The sequence below is a fragment of the Lysobacter firmicutimachus genome, from assembly GCF_037027445.1.
Classification (GTDB): Bacteria; Pseudomonadota; Gammaproteobacteria; order Xanthomonadales; family Xanthomonadaceae; genus Lysobacter; species Lysobacter firmicutimachus.
In genome coordinates, this window is the sequence record NZ_JBANDL010000002.1 from 4,459,646 (window position 1) to 4,474,975 (window position 15,330).

Consider the following 15,330-nt stretch of genomic DNA (forward strand, 5'->3'; position numbering starts at 1 on the left):
ATCGAGAATGTCCGATTCCTTGACGCGCATGCCGCGCCCGGGCCGAATCTTAGCAACTGTCGATTGCGGGACCCTGCATGTCCGCTGAGCGAGTTTCCTGGCGCCCCGCCGCCGCCGTGGCCCTGTTCTTCACCCTGCTCGCAGCCCTGGTGCAGCGCCAGGACGCGAACTGGGACCTGCGTAACTATCATTTGTATACGCCGTTGGCATGGCTGGACGGTCGGCTGCAGACCGACATCGCCGCGGCGCAGATGCAGACCTGGCACAACCCCATCGCCGATCTGCCGTTCGCGTTGCTGGTGCGCGCCGGCGCGGGCGGTTGGCTGGTGTCGCTATGGCTGGCGCTGCCGACCTTCCTCGCCCTGTCGTTCGGCTTGCGCCTGCTCGACCGCCTGTGGCCGGCGCAGCGCAGCCCGCTGCGCACTTGGATGGCCGGCTTGGTCGCGATCACCGGCGCGGCGGTCTATCCGGGCGCGGCGGCGACCTTCAACGACCACATCGTCGCCGCTTTCGTACTCGGCGGCCTGTGGTGGATGGCCGATTCGCAGTCGCACCGCGGCGCCTGGAAGACCTGGCTGCCGATCGGCCTGCTCGGCGGACTCGCCGCCGGGCTGAAGCTGACGGCGGCGATGTACTGCCTGGGCTTCGTCGCCGCCGCGGCGCTGGCCGGGCCCTGGCGGCAGGCGCCGGCGCGGCTGTGCGCGCTGGCCGTGGGCGGACTCATCGGCGCCGCGCTGAGTTGGGGGCCATGGGGCTGGTATCTATGGCAGCACCACGGCAATCCGCTGTTTCCCTATTTCAATCACTGGTTCCATTCGCCCGACGCGCTGTTCGAAGATCGGCGCGACCTGCGCTTCCTGCCGCAGACCGCCTGGGACGCGTTGAACGTGCCGTTGCGCCTGCTGCGCAAGAGCAACGATTTCTCCGAGGCCTCGCTGGCCGACGCGCGCCTGCTGCTCGGCTTCGCCGCGCTCGCCGGCTGGCTGTGGGCGGGGCGCCGCCGCGATGGCGCGGCGGAATCCGCGGACAGCGCGCAAAGCGCGGCGCGGGCGCTGCGTTGGCCGCTGCTGGGCTTCGTCCTGACCAGCTACGCGTTCTGGCTCGGCGTCTACAGCATCTACCGCTATCTGCTGCCGCTGGAGCTGCTGTGCTCGCTGCTGATCGTCGGCCTGCTGTCGCAGGCGTTCGCGCGGCGCTGGACCCGTACCGCCCTCGTGCTCGGCGCGTTGCTCGCGATCGCGCCGACCAAGCATCCCGGCTGGGGCCGCGATCCGTTCCGCACGCCGATGATTTCGGTCGCCTTCCCCGCGCTGCCGCCCGGCAGCCTGATCGTGTCCAGCACCGAGGAACCGATCGGCCACGCCGCCGCGTTCCTGCCGCGCGAGGTGCCGCTGTACGCGATCCGCAACAACTTCATGGACCCGCAGCGCTGCACGCGCCTGCAACGACAGGTCGAGCACGGCATCGCGACGCATCCGGGGCCGCTGTGGCTGCTGCGTCCAGTGGCGGTCGATGCGATCGCCGCGCAGCGCATGAGCCTGTATGGGCTGCACCTGGACGGCGCTTGCCGTCCGATCGAAGACAGCCTGGCGCGATTGGAGCTGTGCCCGCTGCGGCGCGAGCCGTTCACTCCGATTTGTAACGCACCACCTGGTCGGTGATCAGGCGCAGGATCTCGTTCGAACGCCGGTTGACCGTGTCCAGGATCAGGCCGGTGGCCAGCAGGATGAACGCGGTCAGCGCCAAGGCCGCGGCGAGCACCGCGGTCGAAGGATGAGTGACCGCGCCGGTGAGGCTGTACTCGTGGACCACGAAAGCGCCGAAGCCGACGCTGGCCAGCGCCGCCAGCAGCGCGGCGGTGCCGAAGAACAGCAGCGGGCGCAGGTCCTTGAACAGAAAGCCGATGGTGCGCAGTACCCGGAAGCCGTCGCGAAAGGTGTTGAGCTTGGACTCGCTGCCTTCCGGGCGCACGCCGTAGGGCACGGTGCGCTCGCTGAGCACGAAGGCGTTGGCCATCGCGAACACGGTCATTTCGGTTTCGATCTCGAAACCGCGCGACAGCACCGGCATCGACTTGACGAAACGGCGCGAGAACGCGCGATAGCCCGACAGCACGTCGCGCACCGGTTGGCCGAACAGGCGGCCGATGCTCCAACGCACCAGCTTGTTACCGAAGCCGTGGAAGCGCCGGAACGAATCCGAATCGTGCTGTTCCAGGCGGGTGCCGACGACCATGTCGGCGCGGCCTTCGATCACATCCTCGAGCAGGGCCAAGGCGTGTTCGGCCGGATAGGTGTCGTCGCCGTCCACCATCAGGTACACGTCGGCCTCGACCTCTCGGAACATGGTCCGCACCACGTTGCCCTTGCCCTTGGCCGGCACCCGCCGCACCCGCGCGCCGGCGCCAAGCGCCAGCGCGGCGGTGTCGTCGCTACTGGCGTTGTCGAACACCCAGATCTCGGCATCGGGCAGCGCGCGGCGAAAATCGGCGACCACCTTGGCCACCGTTTTGGCTTCGTTGTAGCAAGGGATCAGGACCGCGCTGCGCAAACCGCCGCTCCGGGAGGCCATGGGATTGGGCGCGATGGTACAGGGTCGTGTGGCTAGAATGCGCGAATGCCCGGTTCCCAGTCCGCTGCCGTACGCTCCGCCCCCTTCGCCTCGCGCGAGGGCCGTCGCGCATGAGCCTGACCCGCCAGGGCCGCAACTACCTCATCTTCGGCGCCCTGCAGTACGTCCTCGACTGGGGCGTCATGGTCGGGCTCAGCCACCTGGGCATGCCGGTGGAGGCCGCCAACTTGGCCGGACGCATCAGCGGCGCCATGCTCGGGTTCTGGCTCAACGGCCGCTTCACCTTCGCCGGCGACGACACCACGGTGGGACGGCGCCAGTTCGGCCGCTTCGTGACCATGTGGATCGGCACCACCCTGGTCAGCACCTGGGCGGTAGGCACGGTCGACGACTACGCCGGGCTCCGATGGACCTGGCTGGCCAAGCCCTTGATCGAAATCGTCCTCGGCGGCGTCGGTTTCCTGATCTCGCGCCATTGGGTGTATCGGCGCTGAGGTTCGCGGACGTAGCGGCTGACCGCCGGCACCGCGATCGCACCGGATTGCGCTCGCGGCTGACCCGCTCCTACAGAGCGCGGACGCGCCACGCAGAAACGAAAACGCCGGCGCGGGGCCGGCGTTTTCGCATCGGGCCGCAGCGCGACCGATCAGTGCTTGACGTTCTTGCGCAGGCGCTCGAGCGCCTGCAACTGCGCCATCGCCTCGGCCAGCTTGGCCTGGGCTTCGGCGACGTCCATCTGCGGGCCGCGGTTGGCCAGCGCGCGCTCGGCTTCTTCCTTGGCCGCGCGCACGGCGGCCTCGTCGATGTCCTGGGCGCGGATCGCGGTGTCGGCCAGCACGGTCACGACCTGCGGCTGCACTTCGAGGATGCCGCCGGACACGGCGAAATCCAGCTGCTCGCCGCTGGGCAGGGTCACCACGACCTTGCCGGGCTTGAGGCGGGTGATCAGCGGCGCGTGCCGCGGGGCGATACCGAGCTCGCCGATCTCGCCGGTGGCGACCAGCAGCGTCGCTTCGCCGTGGAAGATTTCTTCCTCGGCGCTGACGATGTCGCAACGGAAGGTGGATGCCATGTCTCTCTCGCTTCGCTCGTTCGACGGGATTGGTGATTAGGGATTGGGGATTCGTAGATGCGACGTACGGAGATCGGCCTTCGCCGATCCCGAACCACGAGTCACGAATCCCGAGACGCCGTCAGGCGTCTCAGCCCACGCCCATCTTCTTGGCCTTCTCGACCGCTTCTTCGATGCCGCCGACCATGTAGAACGCCTGCTCCGGCAGGTGGTCGTACTCGCCTTCGACGATGCCCTTGAAGCCGCGGATGGTGTCCTTCAGCGACACGTACTTGCCCGGGGCGCCGGTGAACACTTCGGCGACGTGGAACGGCTGCGAGAAGAAGCGCTCGATCTTGCGCGCGCGGGCCACGGCGGTCTTGTCTTCTTCCGACAGCTCGTCCATGCCCAGGATCGCGATGATGTCCTTGAGCTCCTTGTACTTCTGCAAGGTGGCCTGGACGCGGCGCGCGGTCTCGTAGTGCTCCACGCCGACCACGTTCGGGTCGAGCTGGCGCGAGGTCGAGTCGAGCGGATCGACCGCCGGGTAGATGCCCAGCGCGGCGATGTTGCGGCTCAACACGACGGTGGCGTCGAGGTGGGCGAAGGTGGTCGCCGGCGACGGGTCGGTCAGGTCGTCCGCGGGCACGTACACGGCCTGGATCGAGGTGATCGAACCGGTCTTGGTCGAGGTGATGCGCTCCTGCAGCACGCCCATTTCCTCGGCCAGGGTCGGCTGGTAGCCCACCGCCGACGGCATGCGGCCCAGCAGCGCCGAGACTTCGGTGCCGGCCAGGGTGTAGCGGTAGATGTTGTCGACGAAGAACAGCACGTCGCGGCCCTTGCCGTTGGCGTCCTTCTCGTCGCGGAAGTACTCGGCCATGGTCAGGCCGGTCAGGGCGACGCGCAGACGGTTGCCCGGCGGCTCGTTCATCTGGCCGTACACCATCGCCACCTTCGACTTCGACAGGTCGTCCTGCACGATGACGTTGGCGTCGGACATTTCGTGGTAGAAGTCGTTGCCCTCGCGGGTACGCTCGCCCACGCCGGCGAACACCGACAGACCCGAATGCTCGGTCGCGATGTTGTTGATCAGCTCGAGCATGTTGACGGTCTTGCCGACGCCGGCGCCGCCGAACAGGCCGACCTTGCCGCCCTTGGCGAACGGGCACATCAGGTCGATGACCTTGATGCCGGTTTCCAGCAGCTCGTTGCCCGAGGACTGGTCGGCGTAATCCGGGGCGGCGCGGTGGATTTCCCAATGCACGTCGCTTTCGACCGGACCGCGCTCGTCGATCGGCTCGCCGAGCACGTTCATGATCCGGCCCAGGGTGGCCGCGCCGACCGGCACCGACACCGCGCGACCGGTGTTGGTCGCGATCAGGTTGCGCTTGAGGCCGTCGGTGGAGCCCAGCGCGATGGCGCGCACGACGCCGTCGCCGAGCTGCTGCTGCACCTCGAGCGTGATGGCGGTGTTCTCGACCTTCAGCGCGTCGTACACCTTCGGCACCGCATCGCGCGGGAATTCCACGTCGACGACCGCACCGATGATCTGAACGATCTTGCCCTGGCTGCTCATCTTTGATTCCTCAGTAACTTTCAATGCTGCTCGTGGTCGCAGGCCGGCCGGCCGCGCCCACCGGATGGGTTAGACCGCCGCGGCGCCGCCGACGATTTCGGAGATTTCCTGGGTGATCGCTGCCTGACGGGCCTTGTTGTAGACCAGGTTCAAGGTGCCGATCAGCTTGGTGGCGTTGTCGCTCGCCGCCTTCATCGCGACCATGCGCGCGGCATGCTCGGAGGCCACGTTCTCCAACACCGCCTGGTACACCAGCGACTCGATGTAACGGGTCAGCACGTGGTCGAGCACGGTCTGCGCATCGGGTTCGTAGATGTAGTCCCAGTCGTGCTTGGCGACCTGCGTCTCCGGTTCCGGCAGCGGCAGCAGCTGATCGAACGCCGCGCGCTGGGTCATGGTGTTGACGAAGTCGTTGTAGCAGACGAATACGCGGTCGATGCTGCCGGCGCTGTAGGCGTCCAGCATCACCTTGATCACGCCGACCAGCTGCTCCAGGTGCGGCTGGTCGCCCAGGTGGGTGACCGAAGCCAGCATGTTGACCTTGATCCGGCGGAAGAACACCGAGGCCTTCTGGCCGATGGTGACCACGTCGACCTCGACGCCCTGCTCCTGCCACTTGCGGAACTCGCCGAGCAGCTTGCGGAACAGGTTGTTGTTGAGGCCGCCGGCCAGGCCGCGGTCGGACGACACGATCACGTAGCCGACGCGCTTCACGTCCTTGCGCTCGACCATGTACGGATGCCGGTAATCGGAATTGGCCTGGGCCAGGTGACCGATCACCTGCTTGATCACGCGCGCGTACGGGCGCGAGGTCTTCATCCGATCCTGCGCCTTGCGGATCTTGGAAGCCGAGACCATTTCCAGCGCGCGGGTCACCTTGCGGGTGTTCTGCACGCTCTTGATCTTGGTTTTGATTTCTCTGCCGCCGGCCATTGCTCGCTCCGCTCACGGGATTGGCGATTCGGGATTCGGGATTCGTTCGAACCGATCCCGCGTCTCTCTTCAGCCAATCCCCAATCCCGAATCCCTAATCCCGCCGGCTCAGTAAGAGCCGGTCGCCTTGAACTCTTCGATGCCCTTCTTGAAGGCGCCTTCGATTTCGTCGTTCCAGTCGCCGGTGCTGTTGACCTTCTCGATCAGCGCGCCGTTGGTGTTGACGAAATGCGAATGCAGCGCTTCTTCGAACGCGCCGATCTTGTTCACCGGCACGTCGTCCATGAAGCCCTTGTCGACCGCGTAGATCGACAGCGACTGCAGGGCGATCGGCATCGGAGCGTACTGCTTCTGCTTCATCAGCTCGGTCACGCGCTGGCCGCGCTCGAGCTGCTTGCGGGTGGCTTCGTCCAGGTCCGAGGCGAACTGGGCGAACGCCGCCAGCTCGCGGTACTGGGCCAGGGCGATACGGATGCCGCCCGACAGCTTCTTGACGATCTTGGTCTGGGCCGCGCCGCCGACGCGCGACACCGAGATGCCGGCGTTGACCGCCGGGCGGATGCCGGCGTTGAACAGGTCGGTTTCCAGGAAGATCTGGCCGTCGGTGATCGAGATCACGTTGGTCGGAACGAACGCCGAGACGTCGCCGGCCTGGGTTTCGATGATCGGCAGCGCGGTCAGCGAACCGGTCTTGCCCTTCACTTCGCCGTTGGTGAACTTCTCGACGTAGTCCTCGTTGACGCGCGCGGCGCGCTCGAGCAGGCGGCTGTGCAGGTAGAACACGTCGCCCGGGTAGGCTTCGCGGCCCGGCGGACGGCGCAGCAGCAGCGAGATCTGACGGTAGGCCACGGCCTGCTTGGACAGATCGTCGTACACGATCAGCGCGTCTTCGCCGCGGTCGAGGAAGAACTCGCCCATGGTGCAGCCCGAGTAGGCGCTGATGTACTGCATCGCGGCCGATTCCGACGCGGTCGCGGCGACCACGATGGTGTGGGCCAGGGCGCCGTTCTCTTCCAGCTTGCGCACCACGTTGGCGATCGAGCTGGCCTTCTGGCCGATCGCGACGTAGATGCACTTAATGCCGGTGCCCTTCTGATTGATGATCGCGTCGATCGCCATCGCGGTCTTGCCGGTCTGGCGGTCGCCGATGATCAGCTCGCGCTGGCCGCGGCCGATCGGAATCATGGCGTCGACCGACTTGTAACCGGTCTGCACCGGCTGGTCGACCGACTTGCGCCAGATCACGCCCGGGGCCACGCGCTCCACCGGAGCGGTCATGGTCGCGGCGATCGGGCCCTTGCCGTCGATCGGCTCGCCCAGCGCGTTGACGACGCGGCCCAGCAGCTCGCGGCCGACCGGCACTTCGAGGATGCGGCCGGTGGTCTTGGCGGTGTCGCCTTCGCTGAGGTGCTCGTAATCGCCCAGCACCACGGCGCCGACCGAGTCGCGCTCCAGGTTCAGCGCCAGGGCGAAGGTGTTGTTCGGCAGTTCGATCATTTCGCCCTGCATCACGTCGGCCAGGCCGTGGATGCGCACGATGCCGTCGGACACCGAGGTGACGGTGCCTTCGTTGCGCGCTTCGGCGGCCAGCTTGACCTTCTCGATGCGGGTCTTGATCAGTTCACTGATTTCGGACGGGTTGAGCTGGGTGCTTGCCATTGTCGTTTCCTTGGTCCTGCATCGCGATGGGCGACGCGCGGGTGCTTTCTTTTGTTTGGGATTGGGGATTGGCGATTCGGGATTCGTTCAAGCCTTGGCTTCTCGAATCCCGAATCCCGAAACCCGAATCCCGGCTTCAGCCGGCCAGCGCCGTCTGCAGGCGCGCGAGCTTGCCCTTCAGCGAGCCGTCGATGACGACGTCGCCGGCGTCGATCACCGCGCCGCCGATCAGCGAAGCGTCGACCGCGGTCTCGACTTCGACCTGGCGGCCGAAGCGCTTGACCAGCGCGGCCTTGATCGAGTCCAGCTCGGCCGCCGGCAGGTCGCTGGCGGAGGTGACCTTGGCCTTGACCACGCGGTCGGCGTCGGCGCGCAGCTCTTCGAACAGACCGGCGATTTCCGGCAGCAGGCCGAGGCGACGGTTGTCGGAGAGCAGCGCCAGGAAGCGCTGCACCGATTCGTCCGCGCCGTCGATCGCGACCAGGCCGACGGCGTCGGCCGCGCTCAGCTGCGGGTGGCCGAGGACCGCCTGCACCTGCGGGTCGGCGGCGACGCGCGCCGAAAAGGCGAGCGCCTGCGACCATTCGGCGGAGCGGCCGGCATCGCGCGCGAGCGCGAAGGCGGCGCGGGCGTACGGACGGGCGAGGGTGAGGTTCTGGCTCATCGCGTGGGCGTTCCGATCAGATTTCTGCGGCCAGCTCGTCGAGCAGCGCCTTGTGGGCGTTGGCGTCGATTTCGCGCTTGAGCAGCTTCTCGGCGCCGGTCACGGCCAGCGCGGACACCTGCTTGCGCAGGTCTTCGCGGGCGCGGTCGGCGGCCGCTGCGATCTCGGCGTCGGCCAGCGCCTTCAGGCGGGTGGCTTCGACCATCGCATCGGTCTTGGCCTGGTCGACGATCTGATTGGCGCGCTGATGCGCCTGCTCGATGATCTCGTTGGCCTTGGTGCGGGCTTCGCGCAGCGCGGCGTCGACGCTTTCCTGCGCCTGGGCAAGGTCCTTCTGGCTGCGCTCGGCAGCGGCCAGGCCTTCGGCGATTTTCTTCTGGCGCTCTTCGATCGCTGCATTCAGCGGCGGCCAAATGAACTTCATCGTGAACCAAACGAGGATCGCGAAGGAGAGCATCTGGCCGAAGAAAGTCATGTTGGGATTCATGACGGGTCCTCGACGTTGCTTACGTTGGGCCGGCGCTTACCGGCCCGGATTGCCCGGTCCGCGCCCGCGGGCGCGGACCGACACGGATCAGCCGGCCTGCAGGACGCTGATCAGCGGGTTGGCGAACGCGAAGAACAGGGCGACGGCGAGGCCGATGATGAACGCCGCGTCGATCAGGCCGGCGAGCAGGAACATGCGGCCCTGCAGCATCGGCACCAGTTCCGGCTGACGGGCGGCGGATTCGAGGAACTTCGAGCCCATCAGCGCGATGCCGAGGCAGGCGCCGAGCGCGCCGAGACCGATGATGATGCCGATCGCGATGGCGGTCAGACCCTGAACGTTGGCGATGAACTCCATGGTGCTTCTCCTGGTAAAGGTAGTGCTAAACGGTGAAAGGGAAAACGAATGGGGGTGACGCGATTTGGAACCGGAATCAGTGACTCTCGCGGGCGCCGGCGATGTAGACGACCGTGAGGATCATGAAGATGAAGGCCTGCAGCAGGATGATCAGGATGTGGAAGATCGCCCAGGCGGCGTTGGCGAGCACGCCCGGCACGAAGGTAGCCACGCTGCCCATCAGGCCGGCGATGAGCATGAACACCAGCTCGCCGCCGTACATGTTGCCGAACAGTCGCATCGCGAGCGAAACCGGCTTGACCAGCCACTCGATGATGTTCATGACCAGGTTGACCGGGACCAGCGCGAGCTTCATCGGGCCGTGGGCGTGGAACGGCGCGGTGACCAGTTCCTTGCCGAAGCCCAGACCGCCCTTGGCCGAGATGGCGTGGCCGATCAGGATGAAGAACACCGAGGTCGAAATCGCGAACGTGGTGTTGAGGTCGGCGGTCGGAACCGCGCGGAAATAGGTGTGGTGCGCGGCTTCGGCGCCGGCGAAGGTGTGGACCAGCCAGCCGAACAGGTCGAGCGGCAGCAGGTCCATCGTGTTCATGAACGCGACCCACATGAAGATGGTCAGCGCCAGCGGCGTCACCGAACGGCGGTCGCCGTGGAAGGTGTCTTTGACCTGGCCGTCGATGAACTCGAGGATGATCTCGACGAAGGCCTGGCCCTTGCTCGGCACCCCCGCGGTCGCCTTGCGCGCCGCCAGACCGAACCAAAGGATGAATAGCAGGCCGAGCACCAAGGCGACGATCCACGAGTCGAAATTGAACTTCGACAACGCTTCGCTGCCAAAGACCTCACTGGTGTTGTGGGTCAAATGGTGCTTGATGTATTCGTTCAGGCCGCCCGAACCGGTCTGTTCACTCACGAAAGACACCTTATCGTTTCAAAAGATTGGCCAGCACGAAGCCCAGCGTCGCCGCGAGCAGTCCCACCAGCATTGGGAGTGGAGGCAAACGCCACCAGGCCATTCCAAGCCCCAGCACCGCCAGCACCGCCACCCACTTGAATATGACTCCGACCAGCAACCGCCCGACTGCCATCCCGGCCGGTTGCACGCCGCCCCCCAAGGCCATCCTGGCGGCTACGAGGCTGCCCACGGTCGCCGCCGCGCCGCCGACCGCCGCCGCCAGCGCATGCGTCGCGCCGAGGGGGAGGAAGGCCAGCGCCGCCAGCGCCATCGCGCCGGCTTGCCAGGCAATCGCGCGCGACGCCAGCCGGCGGCCTGCGGACAATGGATCGTGCACGCGGGTCTCGTCGGTCTGGGGAGTGGCGCAAAGCGCCCGTTAGAGCCGCAAAAGTATAGAACGCGGCCGACTTTGCGGCAACCGGCGACGTCACAGGGCGGTCAACGATTGTCCGGTCTATGGCTTCTATCGCGGCAGGCGGGTGACGGAGGCGGCCTTTCATGCCGACACTGTCGCCGGAACCCCGCCGTCGTTGAATTACCCGTGAGGTAAGCAGGCGATACGGCCCCCGCAACCGATAGGTGAAAGCTATCACAACGCGCTGTTTTTTCGATTTGCCTTTCCCCGGAACCGGCGTATTGTTGAGAACAATTCTCAACAAGGCCTCGCGCCATGACCAAGACCCTGAGCTTCGCCTGCGTGCATTTCTCGGTCGCCTTCCTGGTCGGCTACCTGATGACGGGCAGCGTCTGGGTCGGCGGCGCCCTGGCCCTGGTCGAGCCGGCCTGCAACACGGTCGCCTTCCACCTGCACGAGAAGGTCTGGAAGCGGATCGAGCGCCGCCGCGCCGCGGCCGCCTCCCCGGCGCTGGCGTCCTGAAGCGAATTCTTTGACGAACGGCGGAACCTTTCGCCGAGGCGCCGGTCAGTATTCGGGAACGCCCGCCGCCACTCTCTCCTCGTCAATGGCAAAGCAGCGGCGGGCACCCCGAAGCCCCGGCCTGATCCGCCGGGGCTTCGCCTTTAGGTCCGTTTTTTGCGTCTACGGGTTCGCTGTTTGAGACATCGCGCTTTGCCGCAACGGGCGAGCGACGCTTTTTTCACGGATGCGCTACTCCGCCGCGGGCATTGATGGACGCGACGGCACATGAATACGCCGTCATTCCCCCGCAGATCGCAGATGGAGCGCCTCCGTGACTTCCAGATTCCTGCCCTTGACGCTCGCGCTCGCCGCCGCGGGCGCCTGCGCCGCCCTGCCCGCGCGCGCGGAAGACGACCGCTTCACCGTGCGCCTCGGCGCGATGTCGGTCGACGCCAGCGGCGAACTCAGCGCCGGCACCACGTTCCGCGGCGATCCTTACCGCTTCAGCCAGGACTTCGATTTCGGCAGCGAGGAAACCGTGCCGCGGATCGAAGGGCTGTTCCGTTTCAGCGAACGCAATCGCCTGCTGTTCAACTACTTCGGCTACGACAAGAAGCGCCGCGCCACGCTCAGCGAGAACGTGTCCTTCGGCGACACCACCCTTCCCGCCGGCAGCTTCGCCGAGGCCAAGGCCAAGTTCGAACTCGCCAGCCTGGTCTACGACTACGCCGTGGTCGAAACCCAGACCGTCAGCTGGGGCCTGCAGATCGGCGTGGAGTACGCCAAGCTCGAAGGCAAGCTGCGCGCCGCTTCCGGCCCCGACAGCTACCGCACCAGTTCTAGCGAAGACGGCTACGCGCCGGTCGTCGGCACGCGCCTGACCGTGGCGCCGAACGATCGCTGGCGCTTCGTCGTGCAGGGCCAGTACCTCGACGCCGACTGGGGCGACTTCGGCGATTACGAAGGCGACCTGAGCCGCGCCAATGCCCTGGTCGAATACCGCTTCACCCCGGCGATCGGCGCCTTCGTCGGCTACGACTGGTTCAAGATCGACGCGCGCCGCAGCGGCCGCGACGGCGTGCTCGGCCTGGACCAGCGCTTCAAGGGGCCGATGGCGGGGGTGACGTTCTCGTTCTGAATCCCCCGGCGCCGCCTCCCGTCGGGCGGGAGCGGCGCAGGCGGCCGTCCGAAGCGGCGGCCTGCCGCGCAGGGCCGAAGCCGTCCACGCCCAACGTTTGCCCACGAAGCTCGAAGGCTCGCGGCTTCAGCGGCCGCGTTCGCACGCACCGCTTCGATCGACCGCGGCTCGCGCCGTTCCGGACCTGGCGAGAAGCGCTACAGGTCCGGCAGCCAGCCGTAAGGATTGTCCAAACGCTGGCGCAGGCAGGTTTCCAGCGCGGCGGGCATCAGGCCCAGGCGCGCGCGCCGCGCTTCCATCGCGGCCTCGTCGTCGCTCGGCGTGCGCACTACCCGCTTGCCGTCCCGATACTCGTGCGCGGTGCCGTAGCGCTGCGGTTGCCCGTCGTCGATCAAGGCCCGATCGATGCGCTCGGCGACGCCGTGCAGGTAATACGCCGGCGCCCCGGGCGAGGCGAGCTCGGCGCGAAGGAAACGCTCGCCCGCCTCGCGCTGGAACGCCGCATCGTCGCGGACCGCGGTGATGCCGTACCACAGCACTTCCAGGCCGTCCTCGCCGACCTCGGCCAACCCCGGCAGCGGATCGCGCCGGAGGAACTCGCGCATCTGCATGGCCTTGGCCTGCGCCTGGGCGCGCTCGGCGCGCACCTCGTCGGTGTCCGGATGCCCGAAAGCCTTGCGCAGCGACTGGTTGTAGTCGGCCATCGAAGCCTGCGACATCAGTTCGGTCGCGCTCGCACCGCCGGACCATTGCAGCAGGGCCGTCCGCAGTTCCGGGTCGCGCGGTTCGGCGCGCGCTTCGCGCCGGGCCTGCGCCCGCTGCGCGCGCGGCGGCCGCGTCGGACCAAGCCCGGCCGCCGGGGCAGTCCGCATAGTCTTGACCGGAGGGAAACTCCGGTAAGACCACGGTCGCCGCAGCGGGCGCGCAGATCGCCACGGCCACGGCCAGGCAAATCGCCCGCCATGCCGGCCGGAGCCAGTCCGCGGTGCCCAGGCGGCAACGAGAAGGGCCATGCGCGAATCGGATCGAACGAATCCAGGCCATCGACGTTCTCCTTGGCTTGCCTCGCTGGGACGCCTGGCTTGCCGCCAGGCGTCGCGTTGCCGCAGTTCCGTAGCGGCCGGCCCCTACCTCTCCAGAAGCCCGGCCCGGACAGCCGCTCCCGATGCGTGGCGCGGCCCGAGCCGCGCCGCCGCCGGGACGGCGCCGATCAGCCCTTCTTCTTCGGGATGTACAGATCGGTGATGGTGCCGTCGAACACTTCGGCCGCCATGCCGACCGACTCGCTCAGGGTCGGGTGCGGGTGGATGGTGTGGCCGATGTCGGCGACTTCGCAGCCCATCTCGATGGCGAGGGCGACCTCGGCGATCAGGTCGCCGGCGTGCACGCCGACGATGCCGCCGCCGACGATGCGGTGGGTGGCTTCGTCGAAGATCAGCTTGGTGAAGCCCTCGGTGCGGCCCAGGCCGATGGCGCGGCCGCTGGCCGCCCACGGGAACTTGCCCACCCCGACGCGCAGGCCCTTGGCCTTGGCTTCGGCCTCGGTGACGCCGACCCAGGCGATTTCCGGATCGGTGTAGGCCACCGACGGAATCACCCGCGCCACCCACTCCTTCTTCTCGCCGGCGGCGACTTCGGCCGCGAGCTTGCCCTCGTGGGTGGCCTTGTGCGCCAGCATCGGATTGCCGACCAGATCGCCGATGGCGAAGATGTGCGGCACGTTGGTGCGCATCTGCCGGTCGACCGGAATGAAGCCCCGCTCGGTGACCTGGACCCCGGCCTTGTCGGCGCCGATCTTGGCGCCGTTGGGCGCGCGGCCGACCGCGACCAGGACGCGGTCGTAGACGCCCGATTCCAGCGCCGGGGCCTTGCCGGCTTCGGCGCTTTCGAACGAGACCTTGATGCCGTCCTTCAAGGCTTCGGTGGCGGCGGCCTTGGTCTTCAGATGCACCGCCACGCCCTGCTTCTTGAGCCGGTCGGCGAGCGGCTTGACCAGGTCCGGATCGGCGCCCGGCATCAGCTGGTCCATGAACTCGACCACCGTGACCTCGCTGCCGAGCGCGCGGTACACGGTCGCCATTTCCAGGCCGATGATGCCGCCGCCGACCACCAGCAGCCTGGCCGGCACTTCGGCCAACTCCAGCGCGTCGGTGGAGTCCATCACCCGCGGGTCGCCCCAGGGGAAATTGCCCAGCTTCACCGCCTGCGAACCGGCGGCGATGATGCATTGCTCGAAACGGATCAGCTGAGTGCCGGCCTCGCCCTGCACTTCCAGCTCGTTGGCCGAGACGAAGGTGCCGACGCCGGTCACGGTGCGCACCTTGCGCTGCTTGGCCATGCCGGCCAGGCCCTTGGTCAGCTGGCCGACCACTTTCTCCTTGTACTTGCGCAGCGCGGCCAGGTCGATCGTCGGCTTGCCGAAGCTGACGCCGTAGTCGCCGGCGTGTTCGGCCTCGTCGATCACCGCGGCGGCATGCAGCAGCGCCTTGGAGGGGATGCAGCCGACGTTGAGGCAGACGCCGCCGAGGCTGGCGTAGCGCTCGACCAGGACCGTGTCCAGGCCGAGGTCGGCAGCGCGGAACGCGGCGGTGTAGCCGCCGGGGCCGGAACCGAGCACCAGCATGCGGCACTCGAGGTCGGCCTTGCGGCCGCTGGCGGCCGCGGCGGCGGGCGCCGGCGCGGCGGCCGGCTTGGGCGCTTCGGCCGGCGCGGCGGCGGCCGGCGCGGGCTGGGTTTCCGCGGCGGGGGCGGCAGCGGCCGGCTTGGCCGCTGCGCCATGGGCGCTATCGGCACTTTCGAGGTCGGCACTTTCGAGGATGGCGATGACCGCGCCCTCGGAGACCTTGTCGCCGACCTTGACGTTGAGCGACTTGACCACGCCGTCGGCCGACGAGGGCACTTCCATCGTCGCCTTGTCCGACTCCAGGGTGACCAGGCTCTGGTCCTTCTTGACCGTGTCGCCGACCGCGACCAGCAATTCGATCACGGGTACGTCGTCGTAATCGCCGATGTCGGGGACCTTTACTTCGATGCTGCTGGCCATGGCGCTGGATTCCTTTGATTCGTATCTCGGTGGC

16 protein-coding genes are annotated in these 15,330 nt (G+C 67.5%); 4 read left to right on the plus strand and 12 right to left on the minus strand.

All coding sequences use genetic code 11. The features are described 5' to 3' along the window. The first annotated feature begins 77 nt into the window (after positions 1–77). Positions 78–1,661 (plus strand): hypothetical protein, encoded by a 1,584-nt coding sequence (locus tag V2J18_RS19240; RefSeq protein ID WP_336132616.1) that lies wholly within the window; start codon positions 78–80, stop codon positions 1,659–1,661. On the opposite strand, the gene V2J18_RS19245 is transcribed toward V2J18_RS19240, so the two are convergent. Continuing rightward, positions 1,627–2,550, minus strand: a complete 924-nt coding sequence (locus V2J18_RS19245) for a glycosyltransferase (protein WP_087960743.1) — start codon at positions 2,548–2,550, stop codon at positions 1,627–1,629. The genes V2J18_RS19240 and V2J18_RS19245 overlap by 35 nt on opposite strands. A gap of 131 nt (positions 2,551–2,681) precedes the next feature. On the opposite strand from V2J18_RS19245, the gene V2J18_RS19250 reads away from it, so the two are divergent. Continuing rightward, positions 2,682–3,065, plus strand: coding sequence for a GtrA family protein (locus tag V2J18_RS19250; protein ID WP_064748957.1), 384 nt, complete (start codon positions 2,682–2,684; stop codon positions 3,063–3,065). A 152-nt stretch (positions 3,066–3,217) separates the two neighbouring features. Here the strand turns inward: V2J18_RS19250 and V2J18_RS19255 are convergent, their stop codons facing one another. The 9 genes from V2J18_RS19255 to V2J18_RS19295 form a co-directional block, all read right to left on the minus strand. Next, positions 3,218–3,643 carry a F0F1 ATP synthase subunit epsilon gene (locus V2J18_RS19255; RefSeq protein WP_064748958.1) on the minus strand — a complete coding sequence of 142 codons (426 nt, stop codon included), beginning with the start codon at positions 3,641–3,643 and terminating at the stop codon, positions 3,218–3,220. Positions 3,644–3,773: 130 nt separating this feature from the next. Then, a complete protein-coding gene (atpD, locus tag V2J18_RS19260; RefSeq protein WP_064748959.1) occupies positions 3,774–5,201 on the minus strand; it encodes a F0F1 ATP synthase subunit beta in 1,428 nt (475 codons plus the stop codon). A gap of 69 nt (positions 5,202–5,270) precedes the next feature. After that, the gene (gene atpG / locus V2J18_RS19265; protein WP_221671220.1) at positions 5,271–6,134 is read right to left on the minus strand and encodes a F0F1 ATP synthase subunit gamma; all 864 of its coding nucleotides are present in this window, start codon (positions 6,132–6,134) and stop codon (positions 5,271–5,273) included. A 108-nt stretch (positions 6,135–6,242) separates the two neighbouring features. Continuing rightward, entirely contained in the window at positions 6,243–7,793 is a 1,551-nt protein-coding gene (gene atpA / locus V2J18_RS19270) for a F0F1 ATP synthase subunit alpha (RefSeq protein ID WP_336132617.1), read from the minus strand. A gap of 136 nt (positions 7,794–7,929) precedes the next feature. Beyond that, complete coding sequence (locus tag V2J18_RS19275) at positions 7,930–8,457, minus strand: F0F1 ATP synthase subunit delta (protein WP_064748962.1); 528 nt, start codon at positions 8,455–8,457, stop codon at positions 7,930–7,932. 16 nt (positions 8,458–8,473) lie between these two features. Beyond that, positions 8,474–8,944, minus strand: a complete 471-nt coding sequence (locus V2J18_RS19280) for a F0F1 ATP synthase subunit B (protein WP_064748963.1) — start codon at positions 8,942–8,944, stop codon at positions 8,474–8,476. A gap of 87 nt (positions 8,945–9,031) precedes the next feature. Beyond that, positions 9,032–9,301, minus strand: a complete 270-nt coding sequence (gene atpE, locus V2J18_RS19285) for a F0F1 ATP synthase subunit C (RefSeq protein ID WP_064748964.1) — start codon at positions 9,299–9,301, stop codon at positions 9,032–9,034. 76 nt (positions 9,302–9,377) lie between these two features. After that, positions 9,378–10,214 carry a F0F1 ATP synthase subunit A gene (gene atpB, locus V2J18_RS19290; protein WP_064748973.1) on the minus strand — a complete coding sequence of 279 codons (837 nt, stop codon included), beginning with the start codon at positions 10,212–10,214 and terminating at the stop codon, positions 9,378–9,380. A 10-nt stretch (positions 10,215–10,224) separates the two neighbouring features. Next, positions 10,225–10,593: a hypothetical protein gene (locus V2J18_RS19295; RefSeq protein ID WP_075575199.1), complete on the minus strand. Its 369-nt coding sequence runs from the start codon at positions 10,591–10,593 to the stop codon at positions 10,225–10,227. 333 nt (positions 10,594–10,926) lie between these two features. Here V2J18_RS19295 and V2J18_RS19300 point away from each other — a divergent pair, with 333 nt between their 5' ends. Next, complete coding sequence (locus V2J18_RS19300) at positions 10,927–11,133, plus strand: DUF2061 domain-containing protein (protein ID WP_064748966.1); 207 nt, start codon at positions 10,927–10,929, stop codon at positions 11,131–11,133. 313 nt (positions 11,134–11,446) lie between these two features. Then, positions 11,447–12,253 carry a hypothetical protein gene (locus V2J18_RS19305; RefSeq protein WP_064748967.1) on the plus strand — a complete coding sequence of 269 codons (807 nt, stop codon included), beginning with the start codon at positions 11,447–11,449 and terminating at the stop codon, positions 12,251–12,253. A gap of 197 nt (positions 12,254–12,450) precedes the next feature. Here the strand turns inward: V2J18_RS19305 and V2J18_RS19310 are convergent, their stop codons facing one another. Then, a complete protein-coding gene (locus V2J18_RS19310) occupies positions 12,451–13,125 on the minus strand; it encodes a hypothetical protein (RefSeq protein WP_336132618.1) in 675 nt (224 codons plus the stop codon). A 338-nt stretch (positions 13,126–13,463) separates the two neighbouring features. After that, complete coding sequence (gene lpdA, locus V2J18_RS19315) at positions 13,464–15,296, minus strand: dihydrolipoyl dehydrogenase (RefSeq protein ID WP_336132619.1); 1,833 nt, start codon at positions 15,294–15,296, stop codon at positions 13,464–13,466. Positions 15,297–15,330 lie beyond the last annotated feature (34 nt).

Coding starts and splice junctions, on each gene's coding strand:
- lpdA (WP_336132619.1), bottom strand. CDS start 15,296: ATGGCCAGCAGCATCGAAGTAAAGGTCCCCGACATCGGCGATTACGAC.
- V2J18_RS19300 (WP_064748966.1), top strand. CDS start 10,927: ATGACCAAGACCCTGAGCTTCGCCTGCGTGCATTTCTCGGTCGCCTTC.
- atpG (WP_221671220.1), bottom strand. CDS start 6,134: ATGGCCGGCGGCAGAGAAATCAAAACCAAGATCAAGAGCGTGCAGAAC.
- V2J18_RS19280 (WP_064748963.1), bottom strand. CDS start 8,944: ATGAATCCCAACATGACTTTCTTCGGCCAGATGCTCTCCTTCGCGATC.
- atpA (WP_336132617.1), bottom strand. CDS start 7,793: ATGGCAAGCACCCAGCTCAACCCGTCCGAAATCAGTGAACTGATCAAG.
- atpD (WP_064748959.1), bottom strand. CDS start 5,201: ATGAGCAGCCAGGGCAAGATCGTTCAGATCATCGGTGCGGTCGTCGAC.
- V2J18_RS19275 (WP_064748962.1), bottom strand. CDS start 8,457: ATGAGCCAGAACCTCACCCTCGCCCGTCCGTACGCCCGCGCCGCCTTC.
- atpE (WP_064748964.1), bottom strand. CDS start 9,301: ATGGAGTTCATCGCCAACGTTCAGGGTCTGACCGCCATCGCGATCGGC.
- V2J18_RS19310 (WP_336132618.1), bottom strand. CDS start 13,125: ATGCGGACTGCCCCGGCGGCCGGGCTTGGTCCGACGCGGCCGCCGCGC.
- V2J18_RS19255 (WP_064748958.1), bottom strand. CDS start 3,643: ATGGCATCCACCTTCCGTTGCGACATCGTCAGCGCCGAGGAAGAAATC.
- V2J18_RS19250 (WP_064748957.1), top strand. CDS start 2,682: ATGAGCCTGACCCGCCAGGGCCGCAACTACCTCATCTTCGGCGCCCTG.
- V2J18_RS19240 (WP_336132616.1), top strand. CDS start 78: ATGTCCGCTGAGCGAGTTTCCTGGCGCCCCGCCGCCGCCGTGGCCCTG.